Source organism: Streptomyces bobili (genome assembly GCF_002154575.1).
GTDB classification, from domain to species: Bacteria; Actinomycetota; Actinomycetes; order Streptomycetales; family Streptomycetaceae; genus Streptomyces; species Streptomyces bobili.
Window position 1 is genome coordinate 1 of sequence record NZ_MUBA01000509.1, and the last position, 9292, is coordinate 9292.

Annotated in this window: 8 protein-coding genes; 5 read left to right on the plus strand and 3 right to left on the minus strand. The window is 71.7% G+C overall.

Features of this window, described 5'->3' with window-relative positions; translation table 11 throughout:
- The 3 genes from BZL64_RS31830 to BZL64_RS31840 all read right to left on the minus strand — a co-directional run.
- Positions 1–1110: DUF5667 domain-containing protein (locus BZL64_RS31830; RefSeq protein WP_086772607.1), on the minus strand; the 1110-nt coding region annotated here is incomplete at its 3' end.
- 255 nt (positions 1111–1365) lie between these two features.
- The gene (locus BZL64_RS31835) at positions 1366–2136 is read right to left on the minus strand and encodes an ECF subfamily RNA polymerase sigma factor, BldN family (protein ID WP_086772601.1); all 771 of its coding nucleotides are present in this window, start codon (positions 2134–2136) and stop codon (positions 1366–1368) included.
- Positions 2137–2528: 392 nt separating this feature from the next.
- Positions 2529–3431: an HAD family hydrolase gene (locus tag BZL64_RS31840; protein ID WP_086772602.1), complete on the minus strand. Its 903-nt coding sequence runs from the start codon at positions 3429–3431 to the stop codon at positions 2529–2531.
- 145 nt (positions 3432–3576) lie between these two features.
- On the opposite strand from BZL64_RS31840, the gene BZL64_RS31845 reads away from it, so the two are divergent.
- The 5 genes from BZL64_RS31845 (at position 3577) to BZL64_RS31865 (ending at position 9285) form a co-directional block, all read left to right on the plus strand.
- Complete coding sequence (locus tag BZL64_RS31845) at positions 3577–3864, plus strand: glutaredoxin family protein (protein ID WP_208639557.1); 288 nt, start codon at positions 3577–3579, stop codon at positions 3862–3864.
- Positions 3865–4152: 288 nt separating this feature from the next.
- Positions 4153–4920: a redox-sensing transcriptional repressor Rex gene (locus BZL64_RS31850; RefSeq protein WP_086772603.1), complete on the plus strand. Its 768-nt coding sequence runs from the start codon at positions 4153–4155 to the stop codon at positions 4918–4920.
- Entirely contained in the window at positions 4917–6620 is a 1704-nt protein-coding gene (locus tag BZL64_RS31855) for a glutamyl-tRNA reductase (protein ID WP_086772604.1), read from the plus strand. Before BZL64_RS31850 ends, BZL64_RS31855 begins: the two co-directional genes overlap by 4 nt.
- 5 nt (positions 6621–6625) lie before the next feature.
- Positions 6626–7585, plus strand: a complete 960-nt coding sequence (hemC, locus tag BZL64_RS31860; protein WP_086772605.1) for a hydroxymethylbilane synthase — start codon at positions 6626–6628, stop codon at positions 7583–7585.
- Complete coding sequence (locus BZL64_RS31865) at positions 7582–9285, plus strand: bifunctional uroporphyrinogen-III C-methyltransferase/uroporphyrinogen-III synthase (protein WP_086772606.1); 1704 nt, start codon at positions 7582–7584, stop codon at positions 9283–9285. Before hemC ends, BZL64_RS31865 begins: the two co-directional genes overlap by 4 nt.
- Positions 9286–9292 lie beyond the last annotated feature (7 nt).

Consider the following 9292-nt stretch of genomic DNA (forward strand, 5'->3'; position numbering starts at 1 on the left):
CGGCGGTGGGTCGAGCAGGCCGCCGGTGTTGCCGCCGAGGAGGCCGTCCTCGCCGGCGTCCGCCGACTTGCTGGGACTGCCGCCACTGCTGGGGTCGCCGGCCGTCGGGGAGCCGCCGCCCGCGCTGGGCGTGGTCGAGCGGCCGGTGCCCGAGGTGCCGGGCGCCGTCGGTCCTGAGCCCTGTCCGCTGCCCGCGCCGCCGCCGGGGGCAGGCGGCTGGGGGAGCAGGGAGCGCAGCGGGGCGACCTCTTCGTCTATGGCGTCGAACACCGACGACACCTGCTGGCTGACGTCTCCGAGCTGCACGGGGAGCCGGTTGCGCAGGTCGCCCCAGACCTCGCGGTGTGAGCGCGAGAAGGTGGACAGGGCCTGGATGGGCCCGAGGGAGTCCGGGTCGCGCTGGTACGCCTCGTGGAGCAGGCGGTGGCCCTCGGAGGCGTCGTAGCGCATGCCGGACAGGGCGCGGCGGATCTCGCCCACGGATTCGTGGTCGAGGTGGGCGCCGCCACGGCCGCGCTCCATGAGCCTGCGGACCTCGCTGAGCCGGGTGGAGGCCTGGTCGAGGTAGGCCTGCCCGCGCTCGCTGTCGCCCTCGGCGAGGTAGTTCAGCTTGAAATCCTCTATGCCGCGCTTCAGGCCGTAGAGCGAGTCACCGGGAAGGGCGTCGGAACTCGCGGCGGCGACTCCGCCGAAGGCTCCGGCGGCGACTCCGACGCTCAGGCCGCCCGCTGTGAGGCCCTTGGCGAGCCGTGTGCGCGGACGGAACCTGCCCAGCGATGTCGCCCGGTGGGCGCCCCGTGCCCGAGCCCGCTGCTCGGGTACCGATCGGTCTGCCGCCTCGCCCATGGTGCCCGCCTGGAGCATGGCCTCCATCGCGGCGACCAACTGCGCCCGCTGGACGACCTTGACCTCGGGGTCGAACTCCGGTTTGGGCAGCTCGGCGAGACCCGTTGCGAGGGCCAGGAGCTGGCCCTGCTCGGTCTGGCCCGCAGCGGCCGGGGCCGGCGGTGATCCTTCGGTCTGCTCGGCCGCCGTGCCCCGGTCGGACTGCTCCTCCAGGGCCTGGGCGAAGGCGTTCGCCCGCCGGTGCGCCGATACGTTCGCGATCACTGGCGGCACCTCCTCTCGTCATGACGGTCGACTCCCCCGGGGTCCTGAGGGTTGCACGCCCTCGACCGCTTGCATGCGAACGAGTGATCGAGGCCGGCCAGGACGTGACCACAGGGAGCCTGTATCCCGCACAACGACTGGCGTGGCACTTGGGTTACGGACTGCGGATGATCGGATGGGGAAGCCAACGGACTTTCACTGACCGTGAGTTGAGATCGCGGACAGTAGGCGGGGGCGGGATGGGGCCGAGGCGGGTCAGCGGGCGTCGTCCGGGAGGAGACGGGCGAGGGTGCGGACGGCCCGGTACTGGAGGGTCTTGATGGCGCCTTCGTTCTTGCCCATGACCCGCGCGGTCTCGGCGACCGAGAGGCCCTGGAGGAAGCGGAGGGTCACGCACTCCTGCTGCTGCGGGTTGAGCCGTCGTACGGCGTCCAGCAGGGCGGCGTTGGAGAGGGACTCCAGGACGGAGTCCTCCGGGGAGCGCGCGACCTCGTTGGCGTCGAGCATCTCGCCGGTGGTGACCTCCAGCCGGAAGCGGCTGGACTTGAAGTGGTCGGCGACGAGGTTGCGGGCGATGGTGACGAGCCAGGCGCCGAAGTCGCGGCCCTGCCAGGTGAAGGTGCCGATCCGTCGCAGGGCGCGCAGAAAGGTCTCGCTGGTCAGGTCCTCGGCGGTCGCCTTGCTGCCCACTCGGTAGTAGATGTACCGGTACACGGTGTCGCTGTACTGGTCGTAGAGCCGCCCGAACGCGTCGGCCTCGCCGGCCTGGGCCCGCTCGACGAGGTCCATCATGCGGGCGCTGTCGCTGTCGGCGGCCGGTCGGCGGGCGGTGGCCGCGCCGGTCGCACGTCCTCGTCTGCCGACCGCGGCGGTGCCGTCGGCCAGTGCATAGCACGGGCCGACGGGCGCGGCGGTGGCAAAGGCGGGGACGGCGTACGCGGTGGGGACGAAGCCGCGCATCAGGTCTAGGACCGTAGCGCGCAGCGTAGCCAGGCCCGAGGTGTCAACCCCGACGTGTGGGTACACGGGACTCCCAGAGGCAGAGCTTCCATCACGTGCAGTGCGGAACCGTTCACCCGTCGTAGCGACGGAAGGGGTACCGGATTGCGTCTGAGGAGAATAACGCTTCGTGCAGGCCCTGCTACACCCAGTTGCTCAATTCACCGGTTACGTCGCTTCCGTAGCCTATTGACGCCCAATCAAGTTGCGCAGGGTGATCACTTGTTGACCGAAAAGGTTCGCATTTCAGGTCGGGCGGGGGCGTGTTGTGGCGGTGCGCAGACAACAGGACTGGCCAGGAGGGTGCGCGCTCACGACGGTGGGATTGGCGGCGTTTCGCTGCGGTTGCCCGTCCGGGTGAGCGCCGTGACCGGGTTGGACGGGCGTGCCGGACGGCGGACGGCGGCGCCGTCCGCCCGCTACCTGCGGCGGCGGTGCAGCGCGATGGCCGCGGCCGTACCGCCCGCCACCGCGCCCACGCCCGCCGCGGCCGGGATGCCGACCTTCGCCGCCTTGCGGCCCGTGCGGTAGTCGCGCAGCCGCCAGTCGAGTTCGCGGGCGTGCCTGCGGAGCTTGGCGTCGGGGTTGATCGCGTAGGGGTGGCCGACGAGGGAGAGCATCGGGATGTCGTTGTGCGAGTCGCTGTAGGCGGCGCAGCGGGTGAGGTCCAGGCCCTCCGCGGTGGCCAGCGCGCGGACCGCCTCGGCCTTCGCGGGGCCGTGCAGCGGTTCGCCGACCAGCTTTCCCGTATAGATGCCGTCGACCGACTCGGCGACCGTGCCGAGGGCGCCGGTGAGGCCGAGGCGGCGGGCGATCACCTGGGCGATCTCCACGGGCGCCGCAGTGACCAGCCACACCCGCTGGCCCGCCTCCAGGTGCGCCTCGGCGAGGGCGCGGGTGCCGGGCCAGATGCGCTCGGCCATGTACTCGTCGTAGATCTCCTCGCCGATCGACTGCAGCTCGGCGACGCGGTGGCCCTTGACGATGGACAGGGCGGAGTCGCGGGCCTCCTGCATGTGCTCCGGGTCCTCGACGCCGGCCAGCCGGAACCACGCCTGCTGCCAGGCGAACCGGGCGAGGTCGCGGGTCTCGAAGAACTTGCGCTTGTACAGGCCCCGGCCGAAGTGGAAGAGGGCGGCGCCCTGCATCACGGTGTTGTCGAGGTCGAAGAACGCGGCGGCCAGGTCGTCGCCCCGCACGGGGAACTGAGGTTCCTGTGCGGAGACGTCCTTGCGGGCGGCCTCCGCCGAGGCCTCGCCTGCCAACACGCTCCGCGCCGTGGCGGAGCGCCTACGGGGGGTGAGCCATCCGAGAGCGGCCATGGCGTGAGCATAGCCAGTCTGTTCGGCGGTTCCGTCGGTCACGAGGTTCGAAGGGTGTGAACTCTCTGCGGCGGGGCCGTTAAGGAAGACCTTGGACAAGGCCTCGGGCGGGACCTTGAGGACACCCGTCCGGGTGCGCGCGACAATGGCCGGCATGAGTTCCCTCTTCCGCCGCAAGGGTCCCGCACCGCAGGACCGGCTCGTGACGCTGATCGGCAAGCCCGGATGCCATCTGTGCGACGACGCCCAGGAGGTGATCGAGAAGGTGTGCGGTGATCTCGGCGTGCCGTGGGAGAAGCGGGACATCACCGAGGACGCCGGACTTCACGCTCTCTACTGGGAGCAGATCCCGGTCGTCCTGGTGGACGGGGAGCAGCACACGTTCTGGCGCGTGAACGAGGACCGGCTGCGTACGGAGCTCACGGGGAACTGACCGGGCAGTCCAAGTATGGCGAAAAGTCGCTTAGGATCGATGGCGACCAGATCTCGGGGGCGGGATTCGTGAGGAGAGTGTGCGGTTTTGCCCCCGACAATCAAGGAACGCGGGCGTGTGTGCGCCGGTTCCCCGCGAAGGCGCCAGGGGCGCGTGACCCCGGTCACGTTGGCCGGGCAAATCGGACACCATCTTTGTGCACGCGTTCACAAAGACATAGCCTGCTTCCGACGGGGCGGTCTGGGGACGTGTGACCGCCTACAGCCCCGCTCTACCCGCAGGAGCACCGTGGCAACTGGCCGAACTCACCGACCGGCGACCCGTAGCCGAGGGATTCCCGAGGCCACCGTCGCCCGGCTTCCGCTGTACCTTCGCGCGCTGACCGCACTGTCGGAGCGCTCGGTTCCCACGGTCTCCTCCGAGGAACTCGCGGCCGCGGCGGGCGTCAACTCCGCGAAGCTGCGCAAGGACTTCTCCTACCTCGGTTCCTACGGAACCCGCGGCGTCGGCTACGACGTCGAGTATCTCGTCTACCAGATCTCCCGCGAACTGGGCCTGACCCAGGACTGGCCGGTTGTGATCGTCGGTATCGGTAACCTCGGCGCGGCGCTCGCCAACTACGGTGGCTTCGCCTCCCGCGGCTTCCGGGTCGCGGCGCTCATCGACGCCGACCCCGAGATGACCGGCCGCCAGGTCGCCGGGATCCCGGTCCAGCACAGCGACGAGCTGGAGAAGATCATCTCCGACAACGGCGTGTCCATCGGGGTCATCACCACCCCGCCGGGCGTCGCGCAGCAGGTCTGCGAGCGTCTCGTCGCCGCCGGAGTCACCTCCATCCTGAACTTCGCGCCGACCGTGCTGTCCGTCCCGGACGGCGTCGACGTACGCAAGGTCGACCTCTCGATCGAGCTGCAGATCCTCGCCTTCCACGAGCAGCGCAAGGCCGGCGAGGAGGCCGCGGCACAGGAGAGCGCCGTACCCGCCCCCGCCGCGCGCCGCGTCAACACCACCGACCAGGGACCTGACGGGGACGTACCCGCCGTGATGCCGGCATGAGTCTCCTCGTCGTCGGACTGAGCCACCGCAGTGCTCCCGTGAGCGTTCTGGAGCGGGCCTCACTCTCCGCGGACGCCCAGTTCAAGCTGTTGCAGGACACGGTCGCCGCCGAGCCGGCCACCGAGGCCGGTGTGCTCGCCACCTGCAACCGCATCGAGCTGTACGCCGACGTGGACAAGTTCCACGCCGGTGTCGCCGAGCTGTCCACGCTGCTCGCCCAGCACAGCGGCGTCGGCCTGGAGGAGCTCACTCCCTACCTCTACGTGCACTACGAGGACCGCGCCGTCCACCATCTGTTCTCGGTGGCCTGCGGGCTGGACTCGATGGTCGTCGGCGAGGGACAGGTCCTCGGCCAGATCAAAGACTCCCTGGCCCGCGCCCAGGAGGGCCACACCGCCGGACGGCTGCTGAACGACCTGTTCCAGCAGGCCCTGCGGGTCGGCAAGCGGGCCCACTCCGAGACCGGCATCGACCGCGCCGGGCAGTCCCTGGTCACCTTCGGCCTGGAACAGCTGGCCGCCGGCAGGGACGTGACCGGGTGGGCGCGGGGCAAGCGCGCCCTCGTCATCGGCGCAGGCTCCATGTCCTCCCTGGCCGCGGCGACCCTCGCGCGCGCGGGCGTCGCCGAGATCGTCGTCGCCAACCGCACCTTCGACCGCGCCGAGCGTCTCGCGCAGATCCTCGCCGAGAACGGCGACCCGGACATCGTCTCGCGCGCCGTGCCGATGGAGTCGGTGCCGGCGGAACTGACACGTGCCGACGTCGCCGTCTCCTGTACCGGCGCGACCGGACTCGTCCTCACCGCCGAAGCGGTCGCGACCGCGGTCGAGGGCCGCACGGGAACACCCGCCGCCCTCGCCGAGAGCCGGTCCGCACCCGCGGACGTACGGCCGCTGCCGCCGACCTCCGTCGGCACCGACGACGGCTGTCCGCTGGACCTCTCCACCGTGCAGCAGGGCTTCTCCGTGATGGGGGACGCCGCCGTGGCCGGCATGGACGCGGCCACGCTGGAGCAGCACGCCGCCTGGGCCGCGGGCCCGGCCACCGGCCGCAGGGAGGCCGCGCGCCGCCCCGCGGCGGCCGACGCCGAGCTGATCACCGCGCTGGCCGCGACCGCCGCCACCGTCGGCCGCATCCCCGAGCGCCGCAGGCCCGAGCCCGCCCCCGTACCCGTACGGCCCGAGCCGGTGCTGTTCCTGCTGGACCTCGCGATGCCGCGGGACGTCGACGCGGCCGCGCACCGGCTCGCCGGAGTGCGCCTGGTCGACATCGAGTCGCTCGCCGAGGCCTCCGCGGACGCGCCGATGGCCGCCGACGTCGACCAGGTACGGCGGATCGTCTCCGACGAGGTCGCCGCGTTCGGCGCCGCGCAGCGCGCCGCGCACATCACTCCGACCGTGGTCGCCCTGCGCGCCATGGCCGCCGACGTCGTCGCCGGCGAGATCGCCCGGCTCGACGGACGGCTGCCGGGCCTGGACGACAAACACCGCGCGGAGATCACCCAGACCGTACGGCGCGTCGTCGACAAACTGCTGCACGCGCCGACCGTACGGGTCAAGCAGCTCGCGGCCGAACCCGGCGGCGCCGGGTACGCGGACGCACTGCGGACCCTGTTCGACCTCGACCAGGAGACGGTGGCCTCCGTCTCCCGCGCCGAGGACAGCACCGAGACGAACGCACAGAACCGAGGGCCGGCATGAGCGGCATGAGTACGAAGGCACTGAGGCTGGGGACCAGGCGCAGCAAGCTCGCCATGGCCCAGTCGGGGCAGGTGGCGGACGCCGTGAGCCAGGTGACCGGGCGGCCCGTCGAACTCGTCGAGATCACCACGTACGGCGACACCTCCCGTGAGCACCTCGCGCAGATCGGCGGCACGGGCGTGTTCGTCACCGCACTGCGGGACGCGCTGCTGCGGGGGGAGGTCGACTTCGCGGTTCACTCGCTGAAGGACCTCCCGACCGGGCAGCCCGAGGGCCTGGTCCTGGCGGCCGTACCGGAGCGGGAGGACCCGCGTGACGTCCTCGTCGCCCGGGACGCGCTCAAGTTCACCGACCTGCCGCGCGGGGCGCGCATCGGCACGGGTTCACCGCGCCGCATGGCGCAGCTGAACGCGTACGCGCGCGGCCACGGGCTCGACATAGAGACCGTGCCGATACGCGGGAACGTCGACACCCGCATCGGGTACGTGCGCGACGGCGAACTCGACGCGGTCGTCCTGGCCGCCGCCGGACTGAACCGGATGGGCCGCGGTGACGAGGTGACCGACTTCCTGTCGGTCGACACGGTTCTGCCCGCTCCCGGCCAGGGAGCACTGGCGATCGAATGCGCCGCGCACCAAGCGGACCTGATCGCCGCGCTCGGTGAACTCGACGACCCCTTCACCCGGGCCGCCGTGACCGCCGAACGGTCCCTGCTCGCCGCCCTGGAAGCCGGTTGCAGCGCACCTGTGGGTGCACTGGCCGACCTCCTGGCCGACGGGCAGATTGTCAAAGAAATGCGCCTGCGGGGCGTCGTCGGCACGACCGACGGATCCCGCACGGTGCAGCTGTCCACCACCGGTCCCGTGCCCGAGACGTACGACCGGGCAATGGCGCTCGGCCGCGAACTCGCAGCCGAGATGCTCGCCCAGGGCGCGGCCGGTCTGATGGGGGAGCGAGCGCTGTGAGCCCCACCACACTTCCCGCCGGTCCTGAACACGGGCACGTCACCTTCCTGGGTGCCGGACCCGGGGATCCGGGACTGCTGACTCTTCGCGCCGTGGAGGCGCTGGCGAACGCGGACGTCCTCGTCGCCGAGCACGAGGTGCTCGACGTCGTCCGGACGCACGCCAGGCCAGGCGTCGCCGTCGTGCATACGGAAGCCGGTCCGTTCCCGGGCCCTCTTCCGGGCACGGGCACGCCGCACCCGACGATCGTTGACGGCACGTCAACAACCGCTGGGAGCCCCGCTGTGCGGGATGCCGCACATCTTGTCATGGAGGCCGCGCGGGGCGGCAGGCGGGTCGTCCGTGCGGTGTCCGGGGACCCGGGACTGGATACGTACGCGGCCGAGGAAATGCTCGCCTGTGTCGCCGCCGGTGTTCCCTTCGAGGTCGTCCCCGGTATCTCGGCCGCCGTCGGCGTGCCCGCGTACGCCGGTGTGCCGCTGCGCGACGCGCAGGGCGCGGACGTCCGGTTCATCGACGCGCGGACCGCGTCCGACCGGTGCTGGACCGAGGTCGGCGTGTCCGACGGGACCGTCGTCGTGTCCACGACGCTGGACTCCGTGGCCGCGGCCGCCGGCGAACTGGTCGCGGCCGGGCGCAAGCCCGACACCCCGATGACCGTCACCGTCGCCGGTACGACGACCCGTCAGCGGACCTGGTGCGCCACCCTCGGCACCATCGCGCAGACGCTGAAGCAGGCGAAGGTGCTGCCCTCTCCCGAGGGTGGCCGGCCGGTCATAGCCGTGGTCGGTGAGCGTTCCGCTCCCGCGCAGCGCGACCAGCTCGCCTGGTTCGAGTCCAAGCCGCTGTTCGGCTGGAAGGTGCTCGTGCCGCGCACCAAGGAGCAGGCGGCCTCACTCTCCGACCAGCTGCGGTCCTACGGGGCCGTGCCGCACGAGGTGCCGACCATCGCCGTCGAACCGCCGCGGACGCCCCAGCAGATGGAGCGGGCGGTGAAGGGGCTCGTCACCGGTCGGTACGAGTGGATCGCCTTCACCTCCGTCAACGCCGTCAAGGCCGTGCGGGAGAAGTTCGAGGAGTACGGGCTCGACGCCCGCGCCTTCGCCGGGATCAAGGTCGCGGCGGTGGGGGAAGCCACCGCCCAGGCGCTGATCGCGTTCGGTGTGAAGCCGGACCTGGTGCCGAGCGGGGAGCAGTCCGCGGCCGGGCTGCTGGAGGACTGGCCTCCCTACGACCCGGTGTTCGATCCGATCGACCGGGTGTTCCTGCCGAGGGCCGACATCGCCACCGAGACGCTCGTCGCCGGGCTCATCGAGCTGGGCTGGGAGGTCGACGACGTCACGGCCTACCGGACCGTGCGGGCCTCGCCGCCGCCGGCCGAGACGCGTGAGGCGATCAAGGGCGGCGGGTTCGACGCCGTGCTGTTCACGTCGTCGTCCACCGTGCGCAACCTGGTCGGGATCGCCGGGAAGCCGCACAACGTGACGGTCATCGCGTGCATCGGGCCGGCTACGGCCAAGACGGCTGAGGAGCACGGGCTGCGGGTGGACGTGATGGCTCCCGAGCCGTCCGTGCACAAACTGGCCGAGGCGCTGGCGGAGTTCGGGCTGCGGCGGAGGGCTGCGGCGCGGGAGGCCGGGGACGCGGTCAGCCGGCCGAGCGAGCGGCGGCCGGGGGCTCGGCGGCGTCGGGCTACCTGAGTGGGTG